We start from the raw sequence: 24710 nt of genomic DNA on the forward strand, positions 1-24710 counted from the left end.
CGTTCCGAAAATACTCACATCACGACGCCCGCACCGGGCACGAGGGTTTAAGACATGAGCACGCGTCTGGCCAAGGGTGGCCGCCTCCTCGACAAGGGCCGCGCCCTTCACTTCACCTTCAACGGCAAACGCTTCAAGGGCCATGCCGGCGATACGCTTGCCTCGGCTCTTCTGGCCAATGACCAGATGCTGGTCGGGCGGTCGTTCAAATACCACCGCCCGCGCGGTATCGTGGCAAGCGGGGCCGAAGAGCCCAACGCGCTCGTCCATCTGGGCGAGGGCGCGCGCATGGAACCCAACCAGCGCGTGACCACGACCGAGCTCTTCGACGGTCTGAGCTGCACCAGCCAGAACCACTGGCCCAGCCTTGATTATGACATCGGCGCGATCAACACCCATCTCGCGCGCTTCCTGCCTGCGGGTTTCTACTACAAGATGTTCATCCACCCGCGCCCGTTCTGGAAGCATGTCTACGAACCCTTCATCCGCCAGTCGGCGGGCTTGGGCAAGGCGACCAACCCCGGCGATCCCGATCGCTACGAGCATTTCTATTTCTTCTGCGACGTGGCCGTGATCGGCGGCGGCGTGGCGGGTCTGCAATCTGCCCTCGCGGCGGCAGAGGCGGGCGCCAAGGTGCTCGTGATGGAACAAACCGCACATTGGGGCGGCCGTGCGCCGGTCGATGGCGGCGAGATTGACGGCCAATCGGCCGAAGACTGGATCACCGCCACCATCGCCAAACTGCGCGACATGCCCAATGTCACCTTGCGCCTGCGCTGCATGGGGGCAGGGGTCTATGACCACGGCTATCTCCTGGGCTACGAGCGCGTGAATGACCACGCGCCCGGCACCGACGCGCCCCGTCACCGCCTCTGGCGCATCCGCGCAGGCCAGATCATCACCGCCACCGGTGCGATCGAGCGTCCGCTCAGCTTTGCAGGCAATGACATCCCCGGCGTCATGCTGGCCTCGGCCATCCGCGACTATGCGGTCAATTACGGCGTTTCCATCGGCGACCGCACCGTGGTTGTCACCAATAACGATGACGCCTATCGCACCGCCATCACGCTCAAGAAACTGGGTCTGGAAATCCCCGCCATCCTCGACGCCCGCCAATCGGGCGGCGGCGCGCTGGCGGTAGAGGCCCGCAGCCTGGGCATCCGGATCGAAAACGGCAAGGGCATCGCCAAGGTCAAAGGCGGCAAGCGAGTGACAGGCGTCGCCATCTGCGCCCAGGCGGGCGAAGGCGCGGTGCTGGAAGAGATCAAATGCGACGCCGTTGCCATGTCCGGCGGCTGGTCGCCCGTGGTCCATCTCTGGTCCCATTGCGGCGGCAAACTCCTCTGGGATAGCGCACAAGCGCATTTCCGCCCCGACCCCGCCAATCCCCCGCGCGGTGCGAAAGGCGAGGCGTTCGTGGTCCCCGCGGGATCGGCCAACGGCTATCTCGATCTGGCCGGCACGCTTGCCGACGCCGACAGCGCCGGTAAAACCGCGGCCAAGGCCATGGGCCATGACCCCAAATCCACCAAGGCCCCCTCAGCCAGTGCCACCGACGAGGCGGCGCTCGAAGCGGTCTGGCTCATGCCCCAAGGTGCCAATATCAAGCTGCGGATGAAATCCTGGCTCGATTACCAGAACGATGTGAAGGTTTCCGACGTTCAATTGGCGGCCCGCGAAGGCTATGAATCGGTCGAACACGCCAAGCGTTACACCACGCTCGGCATGGCCACCGATCAGGGTAAACTCAGCAATATCAACGGCTTGGCCATCCTCTCGGACGCCCTCGGTCAGCCCATCCCGCAGACCGGCACCACCACCTTCCGCCCGCCCTATACGCCGATTTCCCTCTCGGCCATCGCGGGGGCTGCGCGCGGCCCGGTGTTCCAGCCCATCCGCAAGACCCCGATCCACGGCTGGCACGAGGCCAACAACGCCCATTTCGAACCCGTGGGCCAGTGGCGGCGCCCCTATTGCTTCCCCAAGGGCGAGGAAACCCATCGCGACGCCGTGAACCGCGAGATCAACCAGACGCGGCAGCGCCTTGGTATGCTCGACGCTTCCACCCTGGGCAAGATCATCGTCAAAGGGCCTGACGCCGGAAAATTCCTCGACATGCTCTACACCAACGTGATGAGCAATCTGAAACCCGGCAAATGCCGCTATGGCCTCATGTGCAACGAAAACGGCTTCCTCATGGATGACGGCGTCGTTGCCCGCATCGACGAGGATACCTTCCTCTGCCACACCACCACCGGCGGCGCTGATTCGATCCATGGCCACATGGAAGACTGGCTGCAATGCGAATGGTGGGACTGGAAGGTCTATACCGCCAACGTCACCGAGCAATATGCGCAAATCGCCGTTGTCGGCCCCAAGGCCCGCGAGACACTGGCGAAACTGACCACCGATGATCTTAGCAACGAGGCACTTCCCTTCATGGGTTGGGCCGACCTCACGCTCTCAGGGATGCCGGTGCGCGCCTATCGCATCTCCTTCTCGGGCGAGTTGAGCTATGAATTGGCGGTTCCCGCCAGCCTTGGCCGCGCCCTCTGGGATGCGCTCTTGGAGGCGGGCGCAGAGCATGGCGTCACCCCCTATGGCACCGAAGGCCTGCACGTCATGCGCGCTGAAAAGGGCTTCATCATGATCGGCGATGAAACCGACGGCACGGTGATCCCGCAGGATCTCGGCATGAGCTGGGCGATTTCCAAGAAGAAAGACGACTACCTTGGCAAACGCGCGCAGGAACGTGAGCATATGGCCGATCCCAACCGCTGGAAACTGGTGGGTCTGGAAACGCTCGACGGCTCGGTCCTGCCCGATGGCGCCTATGCCACGGCCCCGGGGCACAACGCCAACGGCCAACGCATGACCCAAGGCCGCGTGACCTCGACCTATTACTCGCCCACGCTTGGGCGCGGTATTGCCATGGGGCTGGTCCATAACGGCCCCGACCGCATGGGCGATGTGCTCGATTTCCCAAAGGTCGACGGCGGCATCATCAAGGCCAAGATCGTCGATCCGGTTTTCTTCGACAAGGACGGGGAGAAACAGAATGTCTAACGCCGTGACCGCCCTCAACGGGGCCAATTATCAGGGCCTTGCCACCATCGCGGATCAGGGCCTCACGGGCATGATCACCCTGCGCGGCGATCTGGCCAGCGCCGGGATCAAGGCGGCGGTCAAATCCGCCACCGGCCTCGATGTGCCCGCCCAGCGTCAGGCGCTGATGGGGCAGGGCACCGCCGCGCTCTGGATGTCGCCCGACGAACTCCTGCTTCTGTGCCCCTACGCCGAGGTGGCCGAGCGGCTTGCCGGGATCGAGGCGGCGCTCAAGGGCCAGCATTTCCTCGCGGTCAATGTCTCGGACGCGCGCACCTTCCTGCGCATTTTCGGGTCCGGCGCGCGCGAGGTTCTGGCCAAGGTCTGCCCGGTCGATCTCTCGCCCGAGGGCTTTACCCCCGGCATGTTCCGCCGCACCCGCATGGCGCAGGTGCCTGCCGCCTTCTGGCTCGACGAGGCTGGCACCTTCCACCTCATCTGCTTCCGCTCGGTTGCGGATTACGCGTTTGAGCTTCTCAAGGTCTCTGCCCAGCCGGGCGGCGAGGTCGGGCTTTACGCCTGACCTCCGCTTCCTGACTGAAAAACTCCGACATTCGGGGTTGACCTTTGCCGGGTCGCCCCACCATGTAGAGGCATCGGAACCAGAACCTCAACAAACAGGGGGCCCAAATGGCTTTTGAACTTCCAGATCTTCCTTATGCGCATGACGCGCTTGCCGCCCATGGCATGTCCGCCGAGACGCTCGAATATCACCACGACCTCCACCACAAGGCCTATGTCGACAACGGCAACAAGCTGATTGCCGGCACCGAATGGGACGGCAAGTCGCTGGAAGAGATCATCACCGGCACCTATGACAAATCCGCCGTGGCGCAATCGGGCATCTTCAACAACATCAGCCAGCTCTGGAACCACAACCAGTTCTGGGAAATGATGAGCCCGACCAAGACCGGAATGCCCGGCGAGCTGGAAAAGGCGCTGACCGAGAGCTTCGGTTCGGTCGACAAATTCAAAGAGGCGTTCTCCGCCGCCGGTGCCGGTCAGTTCGGCTCGGGCTGGTGCTGGCTCGTCAAGGATGCCGACGGCAGCCTCAAGGTGACCAAGACCGAGAATGGCGTGAACCCGCTCTGCTTTGGCCAGACCGCTCTGCTCGGCTGCGACGTGTGGGAACATTCCTACTACATCGACTTCCGCAACAAGCGTCCGGCCTATCTGACCAACTTCCTCGACAACCTGGTCAACTGGGAAAACGTCGCTTCGCGGATGTGATCGACCTTCCGATTTCCGTCAAAGCCCCCCACCTCCGTCGTGGGGGGCTTTTTCGTATCCCGCCTCTCGGGAAGCGCACCGAAGGTGCCGCGCGGATCGCGCCCGTGGCATTAACCGTTTCTCAACATCCCGCTGAATTTGGGGCGCGTTGCGCGCCATCGGGCACACACCCGTCCCGCGCTTGATCCGGCACCTCGCCTTGGTCGCGCCGAGGCCCCGGCTCGGGGGCCGGAGGGGATGTGAAGCTGATCCGACGCATCGTGCCCTAGACCCTCGCCACACCAACCGAAATCTGCCTCCAGACCTTACAAAATCACCTTGCAAACCTTACAGACCTTGAGGTTTGCCCTTGCCCCCACCGGCCACATGCGGCAGCACTCAGGACACCGGAACTGAGGGGCAAATCACATGCGCGAAGCGACCAAAGGTATTCTGGCGATGGTCGCCACCTGCTCGGTTTGGGGGCTTTCAGGCATCTATTACAAGCTGCTCGATCATATTCCGCCCATCGAAATCCTGGCCCACCGCACCCTCTGGTCGTTCATCTTCTTTGCGCTCGTTCTCCTTGTTCAGGGAAGAATTTCCGTTTTGCGCCAAACTCTTGGCGCGCGACGCTCAGTCCTTTTGATCGGTTTCGCGGCGCTGATGATCTCGACCAATTGGTTCGTTTTCATCACCTCGATTCAGATCGGCAAGGCGGTCGAGGCCTCTTTGGGCTATTATATCTTCCCGCTGGTCGCCGTGCTTCTGGGGGCCATTGCCTTTCGCGAACGTCTTGGAAAGGCACAGCTTTTTGCCGTGGCGCTGGCCGCGACGGCGGTCATTACCCTGACCATCGGCCTTGGCGTCCCGCCTTGGATCGCGCTCGTGCTGGCCACCAGCTTTGGCTTTTATGGTCTTGTTAAAAAAGGGCTTTCCGTCGGTCCAGTGGTTTCCGTCACGGCCGAGGTGCTGCTTTTGTCGCCCATTGCCTTGGGGGTCTTGTGGTGGTTCCACTCCGACGGCCACGGCGCCTTTGGCAGCAACTGGCACGACAGCCTGCTTCTGGCCTTTTCCGGCATCCTCACCGCGTCCCCCCTCATCATGTTCAGCTATGCCACCAAACGCATCACACTGGCCACGGTCGGCCTTGTTCAATACTTGAACCCCAGCCTGCAATTCCTTGTTGCAACACTGTTATTTCGTGAAATGTTCAGCCTCTGGCACGCCATTGCCTTTGGCATGATCTGGTCCGCTTTGGCGATCTACACCACCGCCAGCCTGCGTCAGGACAGGGCAGCGCGCAGGGCGATCCTCAAATCTTGAACAGTATCAAAGCTCTGGACAAAAGACTTCACGTTTTCTCCGGCAAAGCCTTGCGTCACCACATGATCCAGCAATTGCATCAGAGGCGTCCAGTAACCTTCTGTATTCAATAAGAAAATTGGCTTCTGATGCAACCCAAGCTGCCGCCATGTCAGCACCTCGAAAAACTCATCCAGCGACCCTGCGCCACCCGGTAGAACCACGATGGCATCCGAATTCATGAACATCACTTTCTTGCGCTCATGCATGGTCTCAACCACGATATATTGGGTGAGGTCCCGCTTGCCAACTTCCCAAGCCACAAGATGCGCCGGGATGACGCCAAAGGTCTCGCCGCCCGCCTCCTGCACCGCGCGTGCCGTGGCCCCCATCAGCCCGACATCCCCTGCGCCATAGACCAGCCGCCAGCCCTCCGTCACCAACATCTGGCCGATGGCGGTTGCTTCTTGCATATATGTGGGGTCGTTGCCGGGACGTGCGCCGCAAAAGACACAGACAGAACGCGCGGCCATGAAATCACTCCGGGCACATGCAGGGTTGCTTTGACCCGTGATAGCCTTGTTGCTATTCTCGGACAACCGGCCAAAGCGCCGCGACAGGGGGATTTTTGAAAAGATGAGCAAGTTCGGTGGCTTAGGCACTGGATCGGTCATAGGTCTGGGCGGACTGGCGGTGATCGGCGCAGTTTTGGCGGCGTTCTGGTTCCGCGCCCAACCTGCGCCAACCCCGGAAACACCGCTCGCGGTCGAAACTGCCGAGGCTCCGGCCCCTTCGATACCTGAACCTGCTCCGACCCCGCCAATGCCCGAGGCCCCGACGATCGACACGTTCCGGCTGGAGCCCGGTGGCCAGATGGTCATCGCCGGTCAGGCAGAGCCGGGATCCCAGGTGGAAATCCTGTTGGATAACGTCAATGTCGGCTCGGTTCTCTCTGATTATGCTGGGAAATTCGTGCAGTTTCTTGATCTTCCCGCCAGCACCGCGCCGCGCGTCCTCTCGCTCAGGATGCGCTCGGAACTGTCAGGGGCGGAACTTGCGTCCAAAGACGAAATCATCATCGCCCCCACTCCCGTTGATCTCGCTGAGGTAGCGGCGCCCACCGATGCGCCGCTCGTGAACTCCGAGGCGCAACCTGTTGCGACGGAAGAAAAACCTTCCGAACAATCGACCGTGGCGCAAGATGCAACGCAGCCCAGTCAAACCGTTCTGCTGACCGATGAAACCGGCGTGCGCGTGCTGCAAACCCCCTCTGCAGAGAGTGCTCCCGAGGTCATGTCGAATGTCGCGCTTGATGCGATCACCTATTCCCCCGAGGGGGATGTCGAACTCTCTGGTCGAGCACAAGGGACTGGATTCGTTCGCATTTATCTCGACAATGATCCGATCGTAACCTCCCGCGTTTCCCCTTCCGGAGATTGGACCACCGCTTTGCCCGAGGTGGATACCGGCGTCTACACCTTGCGCGTCGACGAGGTGGACACGGCGGGTACCGTCACCTCTCGGGTGGAAACCCCCTTCAAACGTGAGGATCAGGCGGTCCTGACCGCCGCGCAAACCGACGAGAGCGCCCCAATTCGCGCGATCACCGTGCAGCCCGGTTCGACCCTCTGGGCCATCTCCCGCGAGGCCTATGGCGAGGGTCTCCTATACGTTCGCGTGTTCGAGGCCAATCGTGACCGGATCCGCGATCCCGACTTGATCTATCCCGGTCAAGTCTTTGCCTTGCCACAATAATCCTTTCTGGCAATCCCCTTGGCTCAGGGCTATCTCTGAGACAAGGGAATGAAAAGGCCAGCTCATGCGCCACGCCAGAATTACCACATCCGATGCCCCCACCAAGGGCTGGCGCACCGTTCGCCGCGTGGCCCCCTATCTCTGGCCTGCCGATCAACCTTGGGTCAAACGCCGTGTGGTGTTTGCACTGATGTCTCTGGTCGTGGCCAAGCTTATCGGTGTTGGCACGCCTTTCTTCTACAAGGCCGCCGTCGACACGCTGGCTGGAGAGGGACAGTCCGCCGCCTGGATGCTGGGGGCCGGTGCGGTCGGGCTGACCGTCGTCTATGGTATGGCACGGCTGATGACCGTGGGGTTTCAGCAGTTGCGCGACGTTATCTTTGCCCGCGTGGCGCAGCGCGCCCTGCGGGCTTTGGCGCTCAAGACGTTTCAACATATTCATTCAATGTCAATGCGTTACCATATAACGCGCAAGACCGGCGGCCTTAGCCGGATCATTGAACGAGGGGTAAAAGGGGTCGAGTTTCTCCTGCGATTCCTGCTCTTTTCCATCGGCCCTTTGGTGTTGGAACTGACGTTGATCGGCATCGTGCTCGCCGTGATCTTCGACATCTGGTATCTGGTGGTGGTCGTTGCCGTGATCGGGACCTATGTGGCCTTTACCTTCAGGGTCACGGAATGGCGTGTGCGCTTGCGCAAGGAAATGAACGATCAGGATACCGACGCCAACCAAAAGGCGATCGACAGCCTGCTGAACTTTGAAACCGTCAAATACTTCGGTGCGGAACGGCGTGAGGCCAGTCGCTATGACGCGGCCATGGCGGGTTATGAAAAGGCCGCGCTTCAGACCTCCTATTCGCTGGCCTTTCTGAATTTCGGTCAGTCCTTGATCATCACCGGCGGCTTGGTGATCGTGATGGTGATGGCGGCAATGGGGGTGCAATCGGGCAGCATGACCGTGGGCGATTTCGTCATGGTCAACGCCTATATGATCCAGATCACCATGCCGCTCAACTTTCTGGGCACCGTTTACCGTGAGATCCGCCAGGCTTTGGTGGATATGTCGGAAATGTTCGATTTGTTAGAGCAGAAGGGTGATGTGGAGGACAAATCTGGCGCTAATGTTCTGAAAGTAACAGGTGCTGCAATTCGGTTGGAGGCCGTGGATTTCGGCTATGACGCCAATCGCCCCATCCTCAACGGGGTTACGCTCGATGTTCCAGCCGGGCAGACGGTGGCGGTGGTCGGTCCTTCCGGTTCGGGGAAATCCACTATCGGGCGTCTGCTGTTCCGCTTTTACGACGTGCAGGCGGGGCGGGTGCTGATCGACGGTCAAGACGTGCGCGATGTCACCCAAGAGAGCCTGCACGCCGCAATCGGTGTGGTGCCGCAGGATACCGTCCTCTTCAACGACACTATCGGCTACAACATCGGCTATGGGCGCGCCGGCGCCACACAATCCGAGATCGAAGAGGCTGCGCGCGCGGCCCAAATTCACGACTTCATCGCGAGTTTGCCAGAGGGTTACGCGACGCAAGTGGGGGAACGGGGGCTAAAACTCTCGGGGGGCGAAAAACAGCGCGTGGGAATCGCCCGAACACTGCTTAAAAATCCGCCAATCCTGCTGCTGGACGAGGCGACAAGCGCGCTCGACACCCAGACCGAAAGAGAAATTCAAGGAGCGCTGGCGCGTGCGGCCGAAGGGCGCACCGTGATCATGATCGCGCATCGTCTGTCCACCGTCGCCAATGCCGATAGAATTGTGGTTTTGGATCAAGGGGTTGTGGTGGAGGAGGGCACCCATTCCGACCTTTTGGCGCGACAGGGGCGCTATGCGGCGCTCTGGCAGCGGCAGGCCAGCGAGGCGGAAGACGAAGCTGCCTGAGTGATCTGTCATGGGACAGTTACTTTGGCCCATTAGACATCCCGTCATCGAGCGCTACATATCGCACTTGTCAGAGGGCAATGACGATATATAGTGGACTCAGGACGGGGTCAGGTGCCCGCTCTGGCACCTGCGCCCCTGACGACCGGGGTGAAAGGACAGTCAGTCAGATGGACGGCGATTTCAGGACCGAATTCGTAAGAGAGCCTGCCTCTTTGAGGCATTTTCCAGCACTTGTGCTGAACGCGGATTATCGCCCGCTCTCCTATTACCCGCTGTCGCTTTGGACGTGGCAAGAGGCGGTCAAGGCGGCCTGGTCTGATCGGGTGGATATCGTCGCCGAATACGATCACTGGGTCCGAAGCCCGAGTACGGTGATCCGCATACCTTCGGTCATCGTGTTGAAAGATTACGTAAAACCTCAAAAGCGCGTGGCCTTCACGCGCTTTAATTTATTTCTGCGCGACGAATTCATGTGTCAATATTGCGGCTCCAAGGGCGATTTGACCTTTGACCATGTGGTGCCGCGCGCGTCGGGCGGGGTCACGAGCTGGGAAAATGTCGTGGCGGCCTGTAGTCCGTGCAACCTGCGTAAAGGTTCCAAAAGCCTGCGCCAATCGGGCCTGAGCCTGCGCAAACCGCCACGTATGCCGGGCGCAGAGCAATTGCGCAATCAAGGGCGCAAATTTCCCCCGAACCATCTGCACGACAGCTGGCTCGATTATCTCTATTGGGATGCCGAACTCGAAGCTTGAGCGGGCTTCCTTGCCTGCGGGCCGACGCTTGCATCTTGCCCCGGTCCCGGCGCAAATACGCGGACATGGGCGAGAAGGGGCGCAACAGCCCCGGGGGGAGAAGAATGATTCCGGTCAGAGGATATGCGGGCGCCAAGGTCGCTGTGTTGGGGCTGGGCCGCTCGGGCCTTTCGGCGGCGCGGGCCCTGCGCGCGGGCGGGGCCGAGGTATTGGCCTGGGACGATAGCGAAACGGCGCGCGCTGCGGCCGAAACCGAGGGATTTGCGACCGTTGATCTGGCGCGCGCAGGGGCCTTTGACGGGGTCGCCACTCTCATTGTCAGCCCTGGCATCCCGCATCTTTATCCCGTTCCCAACCGCGTGATCGCCGCAGCTCTGGACGCGGGCGTTCCGGTGGATAATGACATCGGCCTCTTTTTTCGCTCACTCGCCACAGACGATTGGGATGAGTTCGACGTGACCCCCAAGGTGATTGCCGTCACCGGCAGCAACGGCAAATCGACCACCTCCGCCCTTATTCACCATGTCTTGCGCGAGGCGGGGCGCGCGGCGCAGCTTGCGGGCAATATCGGTCGTGGCGTGCTCGACATCGACCCGCCCGAGGATGGCGGCGTCGTCGTTCTGGAACTGAGCAGCTATCAGACCGATCTGGCCCGAGCGCTGACTCCCGATGTGGCGGTCTTTACCAACCTTTCGCCCGACCATCTTGATCGTCACGCTGGCCTGGGGGGGTATTTTGCCGCCAAGCGCAGGCTGTTCGCAGAAGGCGGGCCAGACCGGGCCGTGATCGGCGTGGACGAGGCCGAGGGGCTCTATCTGGCGGGGCAGATGGCCGAGGGGCCCAATGATGACAGGGTGATCCGCATTTCGGTGGATCGCAAGCTGACCGGCTTTGGCTGGTCGGTCTTTGCGCGCAAGGGGTTCCTCAGCGAATATCGTCATGGACGTCAGGTGGGGTCCATCGACCTGCGCGGGGTCAAGGGGCTTCCGGGATCGCACAATCATCAGAATGCCTGCGCCGCCTATGCCGCTTGCCGCACTCTGGGTTTGGCCCCGCGCGTCATCGAGGCGGGATTTCACAGCTATGCCGGTCTGCCGCACCGCAGTCAGCGCGTGGCGGAAAAGGATGGCGTCATCTTTGTGAATGACAGCAAGGCCACGAATGTCGACAGCGCGCTCAAGGCGCTGTTGGCTTTCGACAAAATCCGCTGGATCTGCGGCGGGCTGGAAAAGGACGGTGGATTGGCCGGGCTAGCCCCCGGCCTTGGGCATGTGCGCCGGGCCTATGTGATCGGACGCGAAGCGGCGCAGTTTGCCATCGGGTTGGGGGATGTGGATACGGAGGTGTGCACCACGATGTCAGAGGCGGTGGCCCGTGCGATGCGCGACGCAGAGCCGGGGGATGTGGTGTTGTTGGCCCCGGCGGCGGCAAGTTTCGACCAATACGACAACTTTGAAAAGCGCGGCGAGGATTTCATGGCGCAGGTGCGGGCGCAGCTTGGTGTGGGGGCATGATGCGGCTCGACCATCTGGCGGTCGCGGCAGAGAGCCTCGAGGCAGGGCAGGCGCATGTCGAGGCGGCGCTTGGACTGCACTTGCAGCCCGGTGGCCAACATCCGCATTTCGGCACGCATAACCTCCTCCTCGGACTGGAAGATGGCCTCTATCTCGAGGTGATCGCGGTTGACCCGGGCGCTCCGGCCCCCGCGTATCCGCGCTGGTTCGATTTGGATCGGTTCTCTGGTGAACCTCGCCTGCGTACCTGGATTTGCGCGGTCGATGATCTGGATGCGGCCCTCTTGCGGCATCCGGGTGCGGGGCAGGCGGTGGACTTGGCACGAGGCGATCTGCGGTGGCGGATGGCGGTTCCGGGGTCCGGCGTGCTCCCGATGGACAATCTCTTTCCGGCATTGATCGAGTGGCAGGGTGCGGCGCATCCCGCGGCGCGACTTGCGCCCTCCGGCGCGCGGTTGTCGCGGCTGGTGGTCTCGCATCCAGAGGCCGCCGCCCTGAAGGCCATGGTCGGGCCGGAGTTGCAGGATGCGCGCGTAGCTTTCGAGACCGGTCAAACGGGTCTGCGTGCCGAATTTGAAACGCCTCATGGGCTCAGGGTGATCGAATGATCCTTAGACAAGCAGAGCCGCGCGATATTCCCCAGATCCTTGCCTTCTGGAACCCGCTCATTCGCGACACTTCCGTCACCTTTACCACGGTGGAAAAGACGCCCGAGGCCCTGGCGGCGGACATGGCCGCGCGTGGTGCGGCGTTTCAGGTGGCAGAGAAGGCGGGCAAGGTGCTGGGATTTGCCAGCTACGGCGCGTTCCGGTCGGGGCCGGGCTATGCACACACCGCTGAGCACACGGTCATTCTGACCCCCGAGGCGCACGGTCAAGGCATTGGGCGGGCGTTGATGACGCGACTGGAGGAGGTGGCGCGCGCGGCGGATATGCATGTGCTGGTCGCGGGCGTCAGCGGCGAAAACCTGGGCGCTATCGCCTTTCACCGTGCCATAGGATTTGCCGAAGTGGCACGCATGCCCGAGGTAGGGCGAAAATTCGGGCGCTGGATGGATTTGGTGCTTTTGCAGAAAATCCTGTGACGGTTTGCACTGACAGGGGCCGGGAATGGGTCTAGGGTAACGCCCATGTCGATTTGGGTCCGGATCTCCGAAGCCTTGTCAGCCCTTGCCAATGGCGAAGGGCTGAGTGCTGTTTTCGACCGCCTGCGCACGCCTCCCGAACGTAGCGTGGCCTTTACGATCGCAGTAATCGCGCTCTCGGCCAAGATGGCCAAGGCGGATGGCAAGGTCACGCGCGATGAGGTCACGGCCTTTCGCGAGGTGTTCCAGATCGCCGAGGCGGATGAGAGCGATGCCGCCCGCGTGTTCAACCTTGCACGGCAGGATGTGGCGGGGTTCGAAGAGTACGCACGGCGCATTGCGCGGATGTTCGAGGGCCAGCCGGGCACGCTCTGCGATCTGATGGAAGGGCTGTTTCACATTGCCATGGCCGATGGGGTTTATCACGCCAAGGAGGATGAATTCCTTGCGCGTGTCGCCGATATCTTCGGTCTGACAAGTGCGTCCTTTCGTGCGCTGCGGACGCGGTTCGTGCCGGATGCCACGCCCGATCCCTGGTCCGTGCTGGGCGTGACCCCGGAGATGCCGATGGAAGAGGTGCGCAAGGCCTGGCGTGACCTCGTGCGCGAGAGCCACCCGGACCGCATGCAGGCCCGCGGGGTGCCGCCAGAGGCGATCCGTTTGGCAGAGCGGCGGCTGGTGGACATCAACCGCGCCTGGGAGGAGATCAGCGAGGCGCGCGCCCATGCGGATCGCCACCTATAACGTCGAATGGTTCAACGCGCTGTTTGACGATCAGGGGCAACCCCATGACGACGGCGCATGGTCCGCGCGCTACAATGTGACACGCTCGGACCAGCTTGCAGCACTCGGGATCGTATTCACCGCACTGAATGCCGATGCGGTGCTGGTGGTCGAGGCCCCCGACGACAATGGCCGCCGCAGTACGGTCAAGGCGTTGGAAAATTTCGCAAAACTCATGCAGATTCGGGCGCGACGGGCCCTGATCGGCTTTGCCAATGAAACGCAACAGGAACTGGCGCTGCTCTATGATCCGGATGTTCTGAGCGCGCGGCATGATCCGCAGGGGGCGGTCGCGGGGGGCGGGGACGGGCCCCCGCGTTTTGATGGGGTGTTCCGCATCGACCTTGACATTGATGACCGTGCGGACCGTGTGACTTTTTCCAAACCCCCGCTTGAGTTGGAGCTGACCACCCGATCAGGCCAGATGTTGCGGCTGATCGGGGCGCATCTCAAATCCAAGGCCCCGCATGGGGCCATGGGCCGCGACGAAGCCATCCGCATTGGCATCACCAATCGCCGCAAACAATTGGCACAAGCCGTCTGGCTCCGGCAACGGATCGAGACTCATCTGGCGGCATCGGACCCTCTGGTCGTGCTGGGGGACCTGAACGACGGTCCGGGGCTGGATGAATACGAGCATCTCTTCGGTCGCTCATCGGTCGAGATCATCATGGGAGAAGGGCAGGACACCGCCTCTGCGCTCTATGATCCGCATGCACGCGGGGCGCTGCTGCGGCGCTTTGGGGTGGTCCATACTTCGGCGCGGTTCTATCTGCGTGACCAGCGGCGGTATATGCAGGCGCTGCTGGATTATATCCTGATCTCGCCGGACCTCATGGCGCGTCGCCCAGCCTGGCGCATCTGGCATCCGTTTGACGATCCGGTCTGCTGGGACAACAAAGAGTTGCGTGAGGCGCTGCTCGTCGCTTCAGACCATTTCCCGGTCAGTCTCGATGTCGAACTGTGATCTTAAAATCGTCACTCGGAGCGATTATATATACCCCATGACACCGATGCACCTGATCCGAACCGTCTGTTTGTTGTCCGCGCTTGTCGCGTCCCCCCTTGCCGCGCAGGACGTGACGGAAGAGGAGCAGGGCCGATCCCTCATGGAAGAGGGCGCGCGCCTCTTTTTTGAAGGGATACAGCGCGAGATGGGGCCGGCGCTTGAGGGGCTTCGCGACCGCGCCCAGGAAATGGAGCCCGCGCTGCGCCAGTTTGTCGAGGAAATGGGTCCGGCGCTGCGCGACCTGATGAGTGAGATTGGTGATCTCAGCGCCTATCACGCGCCCGAAGTTCTGCCGAACGGCGATATCCTGTTACGACGCAAGACACCGCAAGAGATGCAGGAAAACCCTTTGCCAGATGGTGAAATCGAGCTTTGAGCGTCACCGCGCCGTTAATTTGGCGTCTTGATCACGATCCGTGCCGAGAGGGTTGTGGCGAGTGAGGCAAAACGCGCCTGCGCAACCTCGCCAAAGAGGGGGGCCGCCTCTTCTGACAGCCGCAATTCCAGCACCTTCTTTTGCGGGAACCATCGCAATTCCCCAAGATGCGCATTGCGCTTGAGCCAGAGCATTGCGGCAAAGCGCATGGCCTTGCCCAGAACCTCGGCCTCGTGACGGTCCTTTTCGCTCAGCAACCCGTCCAGATCGGCAAAACGGCTGCCTTCTCGCTTGTTCGAATAGCGGTGCAGCAGCGCGAGACCCAAATACACCCGCTCTGAATGTTTGAGTCCGCCCAGATTGGCGCGGGTGGCGTTATCAAAACAGACCTCAGCCCGGTAATCGGGATGGGCGCGCCAGCTGACATCATGCAAGAGGCAGGCGGCACGGATCAGGCGGCGGCGTTCGGGTTTGGCGGATTTGAAGAGTGGCAGGATGAAATGATAGATTACCTTGCCAAATCCGGGCAGGCGCGCGTCCTTTTGCTCGGCAAAACGGCAGGCTTCGATCAGCGGGTCGCGGTCGCGCAGCATCTGCGGCATCTGCTCGTAAAGCAGACCCTCGCGGATGCCATAGCTCGATACCGCGATGTCATGTGGTTTGAAGGTCTTGATCAGCTCGCCCAAAACCTCGGCCGCCTGCGGCACAAGCTCGATCCGCGCCATGGACACGCCAGATTGCGCGCGCAGCGTTTCGGCGTCGAGTTTCTCGATATACTTGATGGTGGCGCGCACGTCAGCCGGGGTCATGCGGTATTCGTGCAGCACATGCAGCGGGTATTTGCGCCGCACCATGTCGATCCGGGCGATCGCCCGCCACGATCCCCCGACCAAAAAGAGGCGGTTGTTCTGCTCGCCCAGTTCGGCGCGCATGTCGTTCAGGACCTGGCGGATATAGGCGCGGCGTTCCTTCTTGCTGCCGGTCATGTCGCGCAGCTTGAGCGGGCCAAGCTGGGATGAAACCCGCGCACCCACCGTGCCGCCGTTGATTTCGGCCAGTTCCATGGACGAACCGCCGATGTCGCAGACAAGGCCATAAGAGCCGGGCCATCCCAACAGCACCCCTTGCGCTGACAGCCGCGCCTCTTCGCGCCCGTCGATCACCCAGAGTTTGAGCCCGGTTTCGCGTTCGATATCGGCACAGAACTCCGCGCCATCGCTGGCCTCTCGCACGGCGGCGGTGGCGACGAGGACCAGCGGGCCGGTATCCATACCCTCGGCCAGCATCTTGAACCGCTTGAGCGCTTCGAGCGCGCGCTTGCGCCCGGTCGGGTTCAGGCGGCCGCTCTCGGACATGCCAGCCCCGAGGCCGCACATGATCTTTTCGTTGTAGAAATAGGCAGGGCTGCGCGCCGCTCCGTCAAAGACCACAAGGCGCACCGAATTGGAACCGACATCAACCACGCCCACACGGCTGAGCGCGCGGGCGGTGGGGCTATCGAACAGGGGACGGCCAAAGGGGCCGCCGTCGGGTTCTCTTGGATCGTTGGTGCCGTCCATGTCCGTCCCAGTCTTTCGCATACTCTCTATGCGGCACGGGCGCGCGTGGGTCAATCCTCGGTATGGGTCAGTTTGGGCACATCCGAAGCCCCGGCTGAGCCCCGCCCCGAGAGCGATGGGTTTTCCATGAAAAAGCGGTGACAGTTAAACGCGAACATGCCCTCGATCGCGGGCGGGCGGCTAAAGCTGCCATCGGGGGCCATCACCCAGCTTTGGGCAACGTCTGCCATGTTGGCGGCCATGACCTGGCTGACGATCTGCGCCTTGACGGTGGGATTTTCGATTTCGACAAGCGTTTCAACCCGGCGGTTGAGGTTGCGGCCCATCCAGTCGGCCGAAGAGATGAAGACGCGCGCCTTTTTCGAGGGTAACCCTGCGCCATTGCCGAAACACACGATGCGAGAGTGTTCCAGAAAACGACCAATGATGGATTTCACGCGGATGTTGCTCGACAATCCCTTGATGCCGGGCCGCAATCCGCAAATCCCGCGCACAACGAGGTCGATCTTGACCCCTGCTTCTGACGCGGCATAGAGCGCGTCGATGATGTTGGGCTCGATCAGCGAGTTCATCTTGGCCCAGATTGCCGCCGGTTTGCCGGCGCGCGCATGCTCTGCCTCACGCTCGATCAGCTCCAGCAGGCGGGGCTTGAGCGACTTGGGCGAAATGGCAAGGTTTTCAAGCCCCTCGGGTTCGGCATAGCCCGACAGGTAATTGAACACCTTGGTCGCGTCTCGTCCGAGCTTGGTATCGCAGGTGAAAAAGCTGAGGTCCGTGTAGATACGCGCAGTGATCGGGTGATAATTGCCGGTGCCATAATGGGTATAAGTCACCAGGTTATCACCTTCACGGCGCACCACGGTGGAAATCTTGGCATGGGTCTTGAGGTCAATGAAACCATAGACCACATGAGCCCCGGCCCGTTCCAGTCGCCGCGATTGCCTGATGTTCGCCGCCTCGTCGAATCGCGCCTTGAGCTCCACAAGTGCCGTGACGGATTTGCCGTCTTCCGCCGCTTCGCAGAGCGCCTCGACGATAGGAGAGTTGCGCGAGGTGCGATAGAGCGTTTGCTTGATCGCCACCACATCGGGGTCACGCGCCGCCTGCGCCAGAAACCGCACCACCATGTCGAAGGTCTCGTAGGGGTGATGCAGCAGCATGTCCTTTTGCCGGATCGCGGCGAACATGTCGCCGCCATGGTCCTGCACCCGCTCGGGCACGCGCGGGGTAAAGGGCGGCCACAGAAGATCGGGGCGCGCATCGAGCACCAGTTCCTTGAGATCGGCCAGACCGATCATGCCCTCGACCTCGACCACCTCTTCGGGAATGACGTGCAATTCCTGCATGATGACGCGGCGCAGATCCTCGGGCGCATTGGCAGAAATCTTCATCCGCACCACTTCGCCACGGCGGCGACGTTTCAGTGCCACCTCGAATTCGCGCACGAGGTCTTCGGCCTCTTCCTCGACCTCGAGATCACTGTCGCGCAGCACGCGAAAGGCGCAATGGCTCTTGTAGCGATAGCCGGGAAAGAGGCTGTGCAGATGCAGCAAGAGCAGTTCTTCGAGCGGCAGAAACCGATAGTTGCCCTCGGGCGCGGGCAGGGGGATGAAGCGCGCGATTTGCTGCGGGATCGGCAATAGGGCCTGAAGCGGTCGCTTGTCGGCCTTTCGCTCAAGTTGCAGAGCAAGGCTGTAGCCGAGGTTGGGGATGAACGGGAACGGATGCGCAGGGTCAATCGCCAAAGGCGAGAGCACGGGAAAGGTCTTGTTGAGAAAGACATCCGCCAGATAATCCCGGTCTCCTTCCTCGATAGAGGCGTGATCGAGGATCGAAATCCTCTCGGCCTCCAGCTCGCCGCGCAGGGTATTGTAGGTCTCTTGCTGAGATGCCAGCAGCTTGCGAGCATTCTCGTTGATCAGCACAAGCTGCTCTGCCGGGGACAGGCCGTCCGCCGCCGGGGTCGTATTGCCCGCCTGCGCCAATTCCCGGAGACCTGCCACGCGCACGTTATAAAATTCATCAAGATTGGTCGCTGAAATCGACAAGAACCTCAGCCGCTCCAACAGTGGAACGCGGCTGTTCTGGGCTTCTTCCAGCACTCGCCAGTTGAACCCCAGCCAACTGAGCTCACGATTAAAGAAACGCCCCGGGCCGGTCGGATCCAGATCGGGCATTTCGACGGCTTCGGGGGCGGGGTGCTTGAGGAAATCTGCTTGGGTCATGGGGCGCTTATGGCGTTGAGATGTAACGGAACGGTAACGCAGCGTGGCGCTAACGCGCTAATTTGTCCAGCACTTGCGCGGCGAGCACTCGGGTGACTGCGCGGCCTTCCGCAAGAGCCGTGGAATCGAGCGTCGCGACCACCTCTCGTGCCATATCAAAGGATCGATCCATGCGCCGCGCGAGATAGGGAATCGTGTCTGGGCTGGGGGCAATCTGGCGGTCGGCGAAGAGCTTGGTCAGTACGGCAGCCAAGAGGGCATCATCGGGCGCGCGCAGTTGGGTCAGCATCGTGCCCTGCATGCGGCTTTGCAGATCGGGCAGGCCGAGTGACCAGAGGTTCGGCGGGCGCTCGGCCGTCAGCAAGAGGGCGTGCCCTTCGGCCAATACGAGATTGTGCAGGTGAAAGAGCGCTTCTTCGGCCTGGCGATCACCTGCTAACTGATCGGCATCCTCAACGGCGATCGCGCCGGTCGCGAGCGTGGGAATATCGACCTGCGACAGGTCCTTGGCTGCGACGATCCGTGCGCCTGAGAGGGCGGCCCAGACATGCGCCAGATGGGTCTTGCCCGCGCCGGGAGGACCCGCAAGTATCAGCTTGCGTCCGGGCCAGCCCTGCCAGCCCTCGATCATGGCCACCGCTTCGGCATTTGCGGGCGAGACAAAGAAATCCTCGCGCCCCAGTGCCGTACGCACCGGCAGGTCAAAGCTGAGTTGGCGCGGAGTCATTCGCGGTCGATACTTTCCAGGCCGCGATAGAGGCGGCTGTCGCGATACTGCTCCAATGCAAAGCGGGCGATCACACCGAGCGATGCGGCCACCGGTACCGCTACAAGCATCCCGACAAAGCCAAAGAGGGCACCAAAGGCCGAGAGCGCGAAGATCAGCCAGACCGGGTGCAGTCCCACCGACGAGCCCACCAGCTTGGGTGTCAGAAAATTGCCTTCGATCACCTGCCCGGAGATAAAGACGGCGGCCACCAACCCGACGCTGACCCAATCCCCCCAGAACTGGAACAGCGCGAGCCCCACCGCCAACACGCCGCCGACGATGGACCCGACATAGGGGATGAACGTGATCAGGCCCGCAATCGCGCCCACCACGAGGCCGAATTGCAACCCCACGAGCATGAGCGCGACCGCGTAATAGGTGCCCAAGATCAGACAGACGGTGCCCATGCCGCGGATGAAACTGGCCAGCGTATTGTCGATCTGGCCTGCCAGTCTGCGGATCACAGGGGCATGGTCGCGCGGCAAAAGATTGTCGATCTCGGCAACCATGTGATCCCAGTCATACAGCAGATAAACTGCCACAACGGGGACAATCACAATCAATACCAGTATGTTGACCATGGAAGCGGCAGAGCTGAGGATCGTCTCGAGCAACTGGCCACCACGTTCACGAATGGTTTCACCCACGGACAGAAGTGTCTTGTTCAGCGCCGAGTCAGGATCGAATAGCGTCGGGAAATGGGTGCTGAGAAAGCCATGTAGATCGCGCGCCAGCTCAGGCACCACGTTGAAGAGGGCCACAGTTTGATTGACGAGCGTTGGCACGATCAGCAGGGCGATCACGACAAAGGCCAGAATGGCGATCAGCGTGATGACCACGACAGAGGCGGCGCGACTTAGGCCCAGCCTCTCCAAACGGTCTGCCACCGGATCAAGGAAATAGGCAATGGCTCCGCCCAGAACAAACGGCAGGATCACGTCCCCGAGGAACCATAATAGCACAAAAAACACGGCCGTGGCCGCGCCCCAATATTTGATCTGTTCCCGGACGGGGAGCGCCATGGTTCGCCTCCTGATGCACGCCCTATGTCATGGTTTGAGCATTTGGTTTCAAGGGGAAACGCGAGGGAGGCGCGAAACCGAAAATAGTATCGCGCCCTGTGCGGGCGCGATGAGGATGCGGAAGGGGAGTTTTCTCAACTCCCGACCGGTCTCGGTCGATGCTCAGGCGAGAACGATGTTGGAAGCGGACTCGCGCCCGTCGCGGCCTGCTTCGACGTCGAACTTGACCTTCTGATTGTCGGCAAGGCCGGTCAGGCCTGCGCGCTCAACCGCGCTGATGTGCACGAATACATCCTTGCCGCCGCCATCGGGCGCGATGAAGCCGTAGCCTTTGGTGGCATTGAACCATTTCACGGTGCCAGTCGCCATCTTACTCAATCCTTCTGTATTTGTTGCCCGCGGAAGTGCGGCAACCCGGCAAAGTCATACAAGATCGAGTGACTGAGCCGAGAAGGACAGATGGTCGATAGTGGTAACGTCGCACGACAAAATATGCCAATTCACCGTGCGAAAATCAAGATTACAGAACCGTGACAACCGTTCCGATGGGCACGCGGTCGTAGAGATCCTGCACATGCTCGTTGATCATCCGGATACAGCCGTTCGAGACAGATCGCCCGATGGACGAAGGCTGTGTCGTGCCGTGAATCCGGTAGTAGGTGTCGCGCCCGTTCTGGAAAAGGTAAAGCGCGCGCGACCCAAGCGGATTGTCCGTTCCGCCGGGCTGCACATAGTCATTGCCCTTGAACCGCCCGTAGGCGGCGGGATCGCGTTCGATCATTTCGTTCGTCGGGCGCCATGTCGGCCATTTCTTCTTGACGTCGATTGTGGCGGTGCCGGTGAACTCCAGCCCGGCCTTGCCCACGCCTACGCCGTAACGGCGTGCGCGACCGGGTTCTGTTACGAAGTAGAGAAAATGCGCGCGCGGCAGCACGATCAGCTGGCCGGGTTGATAAACGGGATCGAAAGAGACCTCCTGCGGCATGAAGCGCGGATCAACCTCAAAGGCATTGGCAACGGATGCAGTGCCCAAGGCAGCGAGACCAGTGGCCATGAAAGTGCGGCGATGGATCATTGGGAACCTCCTGAGAATACCACTCCAGTTATAGGAGGGGTCTTGGTGGGGTGAAAAATCAAAACGCGCTTGTTCCCCGCATTATGGCCGAACTGTTGCGCTCGGGTCGCGTGCGCCTGTCAAATCGCCGCCCAATCGTTGAACCGGTAGGGCATGAATTCGCGATTTCTGCGTGCAGGCGCGGGGCGATAGAGGGATTTGCGGCGAGTCATCTTGGTCTCCTCTCATGTCGGTCCCATAGACTTGGGGGCAGGGTCGGGATCAGGCCAGAGGGGATAAAGAACTCGTGATCTGCAGTGACCGGCTATGTCGACAGCCCCAGTCTGCGTTCCCGGCGGATTACCGCGAGGATCGTCGCGATCGCGGCAAGTGCCGTCGAGAGCATCAGCCCAAGCAGGGCATAGGTCCCACTGCCGGGGGTCAGCAGTGTGCCTGCGAGCGCCGAGAGAGCCGCGCCGATGCCGATCATCAGCGCCCCCGACAGCCCGCTTGCCGTGCCTGCGAGGTCTGGGCGGATCGAGAGGGCCCCGGCAGTGGCGTTGGGGATCACCATGCCGTTGCCCAGGCCCATGAATGTCATCAGCCCAAAGAACGTCAACGGCGTACCCAAGCCCACAAGAAACAGCATGAGATTGAGCGCGATACCGCCTGCGTTGAACAGCGTGCCCCACAGCACCATGCGGTTGACGCCAATCCTCATGGAAAACCGCCCCGAGGCAAAATTGCCCAGAAAATACCCGATCGCAGGTGCACCGAACAACAGCCCCAGAGTGGACGGAGGCAGGCCGAACACGCGATCTCCGACAAAGGGCGCGCCGCCCAGATAGGCAAAGAACGCCCCCGAGCTCAGCCCCGCCGCCAGTGCATAGCCCCAGAAACGGCGCGACGTCAGAAGGGCAGGATAATCCCGGAACTGTTGCATCAGGGTTCGCCCCGAGAGCGGCGCGGTCTCGCCCAGGTCTCGCCAGCAGACCACAAACAGCGCGGCCCCAAGCACGAAGAGCGCCCAGAAATTTGCCTGCCAGCCAAAGGCCTCATCCAACTGCCCGCCAAAGGCCGGGCCGATCATTGGCACAACGGCCATACCCATGGTTACATAGCCGATCATCGAGGCCGCGCGGTCTTGGGGCACCATATCCCGCACGATGGCGCGTGACAGGACCATGGCGACCACCACGCTTGCCTGAACCATGCGAAAGGTCAGAAAAACCGTAACATTGGGGGCAAAGATGCAGCCCAAGGTCGCCACAAGAAAGAGGCCGAGCCCCCAGAGGATGACCGGCCGGCGCCCCCACCGATCCGAGATTGGTCCCATCAGCAGTTGCAGCGCGGCATTGACCCCAAGATAGAGGGCAACCGACAATTGGATCAGCCGGTATTCGGTGTTGAAATGCGCGGTCATCCCCGGCAGGCTGGGGAGAAAGATGTTCATGGCAAGGGCCGACAGTCCCGCCAGAAGGATCAGCGTCGAAAGATGCGGCGGGGTGGTGCGGTCGAGATACTTGGGTGTCTGAGCGCGGGTCATGGCGCATGGCTAGGAGCGGCCCGCGGGGAAGTCCACCAGGCAACTCGTGAATTCGCAATTTTACAGATATTCAGAATATTATTTGCGATGATTTGCAAATTTGCCCAATTCTGCTTTGAGCCAATGCTCACAAACTCTATGCTGCGCGCAACATCGCAAGGGGAGTGCCATGAAAGACATCCTTCAGGAATTGGAGAACCGCCGCGCCGAAGCCCGCTTGGGAGGGGGTGAGCGCCGTATCGAAGCGCAGCATGCCAAGGGCAAACTGACGGCTCGCGAGCGGGTCGAATTGCTGCTCGATGAGGGCAGCTTTGAAGAGTTCGACATGTTCAAGGCGCATCGGTGCACCGACTTCGGGATGGAGAAAGAGCGGCCCTATGGCGATGGCGTGATCACCGGCTGGGGCACGATCAACGGTCGCATGGTCTATGTCTTTTCGCAGGATTTTACCGTTTTTGGCGGCTCCCTGTCGGAAACCCATGCCGAGAAAATCTGCAAGATCATGGATATGGCGATGCAGAACGGCGCGCCAGTCATCGGCATCAACGATTCGGGTGGCGCGCGGATTCAGGAGGGTGTCGCCAGCCTTGCAGGCTATGCCGAGGTGTTTCAGCGCAATATCATGGCCAGCGGCGTCGTTCCGCAGATCAGCCTGATCATGGGCCCCTGCGCGGGTGGCGCTGTGTATAGCCCGGCCATGACCGATTTCATTTTCATGGTGCGTGACAGTTCCTACATGTTCGTGACGGGGCCCGATGTGGTCAAGACCGTGACCAACGAGGTGGTCACCGCCGAGGAACTGGGTGGCGCATCGACGCATACCCGCAAGTCGAGCGTGGCTGACGGGGCGTTCGAAAATGATGTCGAGGCCCTGGCCGAAGTGCGGCGTCTGGTGGATTTCCTGCCGCTCAACAACCGCGAGAAGCCTCCCGTGCGTCCCTTCTTCGACGAGCCGGGACGTGTGGAGCAGAGCCTCGATACGCTGATCCCCGACAATGCCAACACCCCCTATGACATGAAGGAACTGATCCTCAAGGTCGCGGACGAGGCGGATTTCTACGAGATTCAGGCAGAATTCGCCAAGAACATCATCACCGGCTTCATTCGTCTTGAAGGGCAGACCGTGGGGGTCGTGGCCAATCAGCCGATGGTGCTGGCGGGGTGTCTCGACATCGACAGCAGCCGCAAGGCGGCGCGGTTCGTGCGGTTCTGCGATGCCTTCGAGATTCCGATCCTGACCTTTGTCGATGTGCCGGGCTTCCTTCCGGGCACGGGTCAGGAATATGGCGGCGTGATCAAGCATGGCGCGAAACTTCTCTTTGCCTATGGCGAAGCCACGGTGCCGAAGGTGACGGTCATCACCCGCAAAGCCTATGGTGGGGCCTATGATGTGATGGCCTCCAAACATCTGCGGGGCGATTTCAACTATGCCTGGCCAACGGCAGAAATTGCGGTGATGGGGGCAAAGGGTGCCACCGAAATTATCCACCGCGCCGACTTGGGATCACCCGAAAAGATCGCGGCGCATACCAAGGATTACGAGGGCCGCTTTGCCAATCCTTTCGTGGCCGCCGAGCGTGGTTTTATCGACGAGGTGATTCAGCCGCGCAGCACGCGGATGCGCGTCAGCCGGGCGTTTGCGTCTTTGCGCAACAAGAAGCTCAGCAACCCATGGAAAAAGCACGATAACATTCCGCTCTGAGGGCGACGGACCGGGGGCTCTGCCCCCAGACCCCCGAGGTATTTGTGGCCAGA

General features: G+C 61.3%; 22 protein-coding genes. 14 read left to right on the forward strand and 8 right to left on the reverse strand.

Annotation, left to right across the window (positions count from 1 at the left end; translation table 11 throughout):
• Window positions 1-54: 54 nt before the first annotated feature.
• From MVC20_RS11205 to rarD, 4 genes are all read left to right on the forward strand, one after another.
• On the forward strand, window positions 55-3066 hold the full coding sequence (locus MVC20_RS11205) for a sarcosine oxidase subunit alpha family protein (protein WP_297541323.1): 3012 nt from the start codon (window positions 55-57) through the stop codon (window positions 3064-3066).
• Window positions 3059-3628: a sarcosine oxidase subunit gamma family protein gene (locus MVC20_RS11210; RefSeq protein WP_297541325.1), complete on the forward strand. Its 570-nt coding sequence runs from the start codon at window positions 3059-3061 to the stop codon at window positions 3626-3628. The genes MVC20_RS11205 and MVC20_RS11210 overlap by 8 nt, the downstream gene beginning before the upstream one ends.
• Window positions 3629-3735: 107 nt before the next feature.
• A complete protein-coding gene (locus MVC20_RS11215) occupies window positions 3736-4335 on the forward strand; it encodes a superoxide dismutase (protein WP_297541327.1) in 600 nt (199 codons plus the stop codon).
• 408 nt (window positions 4336-4743) lie between these two features.
• On the forward strand, window positions 4744-5640 hold the full coding sequence (gene rarD, locus MVC20_RS11220) for an EamA family transporter RarD (protein WP_297541329.1): 897 nt from the start codon (window positions 4744-4746) through the stop codon (window positions 5638-5640).
• On the opposite strand, the gene MVC20_RS11225 is transcribed toward rarD, so the two are convergent.
• On the reverse strand, window positions 5601-6152 hold the full coding sequence (locus MVC20_RS11225; protein WP_297541331.1) for a TIGR00730 family Rossman fold protein: 552 nt from the start codon (window positions 6150-6152) through the stop codon (window positions 5601-5603). The genes rarD and MVC20_RS11225 overlap by 40 nt on opposite strands.
• Before the next feature lie 103 nt (window positions 6153-6255).
• Between MVC20_RS11225 and MVC20_RS11230 the strand changes: the two genes are divergently transcribed.
• The 9 genes from MVC20_RS11230 (at window position 6256) to MVC20_RS11270 (ending at window position 14780) form a co-directional block, all read left to right on the forward strand.
• Window positions 6256-7374 (forward strand): LysM peptidoglycan-binding domain-containing protein, encoded by a 1119-nt coding sequence (locus MVC20_RS11230; RefSeq protein WP_297541332.1) that lies wholly within the window; start codon window positions 6256-6258, stop codon window positions 7372-7374.
• 64 nt (window positions 7375-7438) lie between these two features.
• Window positions 7439-9259 (forward strand): ABC transporter ATP-binding protein/permease, encoded by a 1821-nt coding sequence (locus MVC20_RS11235; RefSeq protein ID WP_297541334.1) that lies wholly within the window; start codon window positions 7439-7441, stop codon window positions 9257-9259.
• 170 nt (window positions 9260-9429) lie between these two features.
• Window positions 9430-10014 carry an HNH endonuclease gene (locus tag MVC20_RS11240; RefSeq protein ID WP_297541336.1) on the forward strand — a complete coding sequence of 195 codons (585 nt, stop codon included), beginning with the start codon at window positions 9430-9432 and terminating at the stop codon, window positions 10012-10014.
• Between the two features lie 104 nt (window positions 10015-10118).
• The gene (gene murD, locus MVC20_RS11245; protein WP_297541338.1) at window positions 10119-11528 is read left to right on the forward strand and encodes a UDP-N-acetylmuramoyl-L-alanine--D-glutamate ligase; all 1410 of its coding nucleotides are present in this window, start codon (window positions 10119-10121) and stop codon (window positions 11526-11528) included.
• Entirely contained in the window at window positions 11525-12136 is a 612-nt protein-coding gene (locus MVC20_RS11250) for a VOC family protein (RefSeq protein WP_297541340.1), read from the forward strand. Before murD ends, MVC20_RS11250 begins: the two co-directional genes overlap by 4 nt.
• Window positions 12133-12612: a GNAT family N-acetyltransferase gene (locus MVC20_RS11255; protein ID WP_297541342.1), complete on the forward strand. Its 480-nt coding sequence runs from the start codon at window positions 12133-12135 to the stop codon at window positions 12610-12612. Before MVC20_RS11250 ends, MVC20_RS11255 begins: the two co-directional genes overlap by 4 nt.
• 45 nt (window positions 12613-12657) lie before the next feature.
• On the forward strand, window positions 12658-13356 hold the full coding sequence (locus tag MVC20_RS11260) for a molecular chaperone DjiA (RefSeq protein ID WP_297541344.1): 699 nt from the start codon (window positions 12658-12660) through the stop codon (window positions 13354-13356).
• Window positions 13337-14362, forward strand: coding sequence for an endonuclease/exonuclease/phosphatase family protein (locus MVC20_RS11265; protein WP_297541346.1), 1026 nt, complete (start codon window positions 13337-13339; stop codon window positions 14360-14362). The genes MVC20_RS11260 and MVC20_RS11265 overlap by 20 nt, the downstream gene beginning before the upstream one ends.
• 37 nt (window positions 14363-14399) lie before the next feature.
• Window positions 14400-14780 carry a hypothetical protein gene (locus MVC20_RS11270; protein WP_297541348.1) on the forward strand — a complete coding sequence of 127 codons (381 nt, stop codon included), beginning with the start codon at window positions 14400-14402 and terminating at the stop codon, window positions 14778-14780.
• Between the two features lie 14 nt (window positions 14781-14794).
• On the opposite strand, the gene MVC20_RS11275 is transcribed toward MVC20_RS11270, so the two are convergent.
• The 7 genes from MVC20_RS11275 to MVC20_RS11305 form a co-directional block, all read right to left on the reverse strand.
• On the reverse strand, window positions 14795-16339 hold the full coding sequence (locus MVC20_RS11275; protein ID WP_297541458.1) for a Ppx/GppA family phosphatase: 1545 nt from the start codon (window positions 16337-16339) through the stop codon (window positions 14795-14797).
• Window positions 16340-16389: 50 nt separating this feature from the next.
• Entirely contained in the window at window positions 16390-18564 is a 2175-nt protein-coding gene (locus MVC20_RS11280; RefSeq protein WP_297541350.1) for an RNA degradosome polyphosphate kinase, read from the reverse strand.
• 49 nt (window positions 18565-18613) lie between these two features.
• Window positions 18614-19291, reverse strand: a complete 678-nt coding sequence (locus MVC20_RS11285) for a DnaA/Hda family protein (protein WP_297541352.1) — start codon at window positions 19289-19291, stop codon at window positions 18614-18616.
• Entirely contained in the window at window positions 19288-20355 is a 1068-nt protein-coding gene (locus MVC20_RS11290) for an AI-2E family transporter (RefSeq protein WP_297541354.1), read from the reverse strand. The genes MVC20_RS11285 and MVC20_RS11290 overlap by 4 nt, the downstream gene beginning before the upstream one ends.
• A gap of 162 nt (window positions 20356-20517) precedes the next feature.
• Entirely contained in the window at window positions 20518-20724 is a 207-nt protein-coding gene (locus MVC20_RS11295) for a cold-shock protein (protein WP_297541356.1), read from the reverse strand.
• Between the two features lie 151 nt (window positions 20725-20875).
• Window positions 20876-21430, reverse strand: coding sequence for a L,D-transpeptidase (locus MVC20_RS11300; RefSeq protein ID WP_297541359.1), 555 nt, complete (start codon window positions 21428-21430; stop codon window positions 20876-20878).
• A 304-nt stretch (window positions 21431-21734) separates the two neighbouring features.
• A complete protein-coding gene (locus tag MVC20_RS11305) occupies window positions 21735-22955 on the reverse strand; it encodes a multidrug effflux MFS transporter (protein ID WP_297541361.1) in 1221 nt (406 codons plus the stop codon).
• A 169-nt stretch (window positions 22956-23124) separates the two neighbouring features.
• Here MVC20_RS11305 and MVC20_RS11310 point away from each other — a divergent pair, with 169 nt between their 5' ends.
• On the forward strand, window positions 23125-24657 hold the full coding sequence (locus MVC20_RS11310) for an acyl-CoA carboxylase subunit beta (RefSeq protein WP_297541362.1): 1533 nt from the start codon (window positions 23125-23127) through the stop codon (window positions 24655-24657).
• The last annotated feature ends 53 nt before the right edge of the window (window positions 24658-24710 follow it).

The organism is Roseovarius sp., assembly GCF_027019125.1.
Classification (GTDB): Bacteria; Pseudomonadota; Alphaproteobacteria; order Rhodobacterales; family Rhodobacteraceae; genus Roseovarius.

Bases quoted from the DNA above. Each gene is read 5' to 3' on its own strand.
- MVC20_RS11235 (WP_297541334.1), top strand. From the start codon at position 7,439: ATGCGCCACGCCAGAATTACCACATCCGATGCCCCCACCAAGGGCTGG.
- MVC20_RS11210 (WP_297541325.1), top strand. From the start codon at position 3,059: ATGTCTAACGCCGTGACCGCCCTCAACGGGGCCAATTATCAGGGCCTT.
- rarD (WP_297541329.1), top strand. From the start codon at position 4,744: ATGCGCGAAGCGACCAAAGGTATTCTGGCGATGGTCGCCACCTGCTCG.
- MVC20_RS11250 (WP_297541340.1), top strand. From the start codon at position 11,525: ATGATGCGGCTCGACCATCTGGCGGTCGCGGCAGAGAGCCTCGAGGCA.
- MVC20_RS11280 (WP_297541350.1), bottom strand. From the start codon at position 18,564: ATGACCCAAGCAGATTTCCTCAAGCACCCCGCCCCCGAAGCCGTCGAA.
- MVC20_RS11305 (WP_297541361.1), bottom strand. From the start codon at position 22,955: ATGACCCGCGCTCAGACACCCAAGTATCTCGACCGCACCACCCCGCCG.
- MVC20_RS11215 (WP_297541327.1), top strand. From the start codon at position 3,736: ATGGCTTTTGAACTTCCAGATCTTCCTTATGCGCATGACGCGCTTGCC.
- MVC20_RS11205 (WP_297541323.1), top strand. From the start codon at position 55: ATGAGCACGCGTCTGGCCAAGGGTGGCCGCCTCCTCGACAAGGGCCGC.
- MVC20_RS11225 (WP_297541331.1), bottom strand. From the start codon at position 6,152: ATGGCCGCGCGTTCTGTCTGTGTCTTTTGCGGCGCACGTCCCGGCAAC.
- MVC20_RS11255 (WP_297541342.1), top strand. From the start codon at position 12,133: ATGATCCTTAGACAAGCAGAGCCGCGCGATATTCCCCAGATCCTTGCC.
- MVC20_RS11275 (WP_297541458.1), bottom strand. From the start codon at position 16,339: ATGGACGGCACCAACGATCCAAGAGAACCCGACGGCGGCCCCTTTGGC.
- MVC20_RS11300 (WP_297541359.1), bottom strand. From the start codon at position 21,430: ATGATCCATCGCCGCACTTTCATGGCCACTGGTCTCGCTGCCTTGGGC.
- MVC20_RS11265 (WP_297541346.1), top strand. From the start codon at position 13,337: ATGCGGATCGCCACCTATAACGTCGAATGGTTCAACGCGCTGTTTGAC.
- MVC20_RS11230 (WP_297541332.1), top strand. From the start codon at position 6,256: ATGAGCAAGTTCGGTGGCTTAGGCACTGGATCGGTCATAGGTCTGGGC.
- MVC20_RS11310 (WP_297541362.1), top strand. From the start codon at position 23,125: ATGAAAGACATCCTTCAGGAATTGGAGAACCGCCGCGCCGAAGCCCGC.
- MVC20_RS11285 (WP_297541352.1), bottom strand. From the start codon at position 19,291: ATGACTCCGCGCCAACTCAGCTTTGACCTGCCGGTGCGTACGGCACTG.
- MVC20_RS11270 (WP_297541348.1), top strand. From the start codon at position 14,400: ATGACACCGATGCACCTGATCCGAACCGTCTGTTTGTTGTCCGCGCTT.
- MVC20_RS11295 (WP_297541356.1), bottom strand. From the start codon at position 20,724: ATGGCGACTGGCACCGTGAAATGGTTCAATGCCACCAAAGGCTACGGC.
- MVC20_RS11260 (WP_297541344.1), top strand. From the start codon at position 12,658: ATGTCGATTTGGGTCCGGATCTCCGAAGCCTTGTCAGCCCTTGCCAAT.
- MVC20_RS11290 (WP_297541354.1), bottom strand. From the start codon at position 20,355: ATGGCGCTCCCCGTCCGGGAACAGATCAAATATTGGGGCGCGGCCACG.
- MVC20_RS11240 (WP_297541336.1), top strand. From the start codon at position 9,430: ATGGACGGCGATTTCAGGACCGAATTCGTAAGAGAGCCTGCCTCTTTG.
- murD (WP_297541338.1), top strand. From the start codon at position 10,119: ATGATTCCGGTCAGAGGATATGCGGGCGCCAAGGTCGCTGTGTTGGGG.